Here is a 1,648-nt window from a genome sequence, read left to right as displayed (position 1 = left end):
TACGATTCTCGGCGGTGCGGTCGGTGCTACACTGCTGGGCGGAACTATCGACAACTTACTTAATGGCACTATTACCAACGTGCTTGGGGCTACCATCACTGCGGGGACCTTGACTACCATCGGATCCGTACTGGGCGCAACCCTTACAGCAGGCACGATTAGCGCCACCATTCTTGCTGGTACCGTCAGCGCAACGATTCTCGGAGGTGCGATCGGTGCTACACTGCTGGGCGGGACTATTGACAACCTGCTTAATGGCACCATTACGAGCGTGCTCGGCGCTACCATCACTGCAGGGACCTTGACTACTGTAGACTCTGTGCTGGGTGCGACCATTACAGCAGGCACGATCAGCGCCACCATTCTTGGCGGGACAGTCAGTGCAACGATTCTCGGAGGTTCAGTCAATGCCACGATCCTTGGCGGGACAATCGATAATCTGCTTAATGGAACTATCACCAGCGTGCTCGGGGCCACCATTACAGCAGGCACCTTGACTTCCGTCGGCTCTGTGCTGGGTGCAACCATTACAGCAGGTACGATCAGCGCCACCATTCTCGCTGGTACCATCAGCGCGACGATTCTCGGCGGTGCAGTCGGTGCTACACTGCTGGGCGGAACTATCGACAACCTGCTTAACGGCACTATCACCAGTGTACTTGGGGCCACCATCACCGCAGGAACCTTGACTTCCGTCGGCTCTGTGCTGGGTGCGACCATTACAGCAGGTACGATCAGTGCGACAATCCTCGGTGGCTCAGTCGGTGCCACGATCCTTGGCGGAACTATCGACAACTTACTTAATGGCACAATTACCAGCGTGCTCGGGGCTACTATCACCGCGGGGACTTTAACTACCGTCGGCTCCGTGCTGGGCGCAACTATTACAGCAGGCACGATCAGCGCGACAATTCTCGGTGGCGCAGTCAGTGTTACACTGCTGGGCGGGACCATCGACAACTTGCTTAACGGCACTATCACTAACGTGCTCGGGGCCACTATTACCGCGGGGACCTTGACTTCCGTCGGCTCTGTGTTGGGAGCCACCCTTACAGCAGGCACGATCAGCGCCACCATTCTCGCTGGTACCGTCAGTGCCACGATCCTTGGCGGCTCAGTCAGTGCCACGATCCTCGGGGGTACAGTCAGTACCACGATACTGGGCGGAACGATCAACAACCTGCTCAACGGCACCATCACCAGCGTGCTCGGCGCTACCATCACCGCGGGGACCTTGACTTCCGTCGGCTCCGTGCTGGGAGCTACCATTACAGCAGGCTCGATCAGCGCTACCATTCTCGGCGGTTCAGTCAGTGCCACGATCCTCGGAGGTACAGTCAGTACCACGCTGCTGGGTGGAACGATCACCAACCTACTTAACGGCACCATCACCAGCGTGCTCGGCGCTACCATCACCGCGGGGACCTTGACTACTGTCGGCTCCGTGCTGGGCGCCACCATTACAGCAGGCACAATCAGTGCCACCATTCTCGGCGGGACCGTCAGCACGACGATTCTCGGCGGCACGGTCAGCACCACGCTGCTGGGCGGAACGATCAACAACCTGCTTAACGGTACCATCACCAGCGTGCTCGGCGCTACCATTACCGCGGGGACCTTGACTTCCGTCGGCTCCGTGCTGGGAGCT

1 protein-coding gene is annotated in these 1,648 nt (G+C 58.7%); it reads left to right on the top strand.

The window, feature by feature from the left end; translation table 11 throughout:
* On the top strand, positions 1-1,648 hold a 1,648-nt coding region (locus QMG93_RS34885), incomplete at both ends, for a beta strand repeat-containing protein (RefSeq protein WP_281944499.1).

It is taken from the genome of Paenibacillus tyrphae (assembly GCF_027925525.1).
GTDB classification, from domain to species: Bacteria; Bacillota; Bacilli; order Paenibacillales; family NBRC-103111; genus Paenibacillus_G; species Paenibacillus_G tyrfis_B.
The sequence above is the reverse complement of the archived record's forward strand: the minus strand, read 5'-3'. Positions and strand labels throughout refer to the sequence as shown.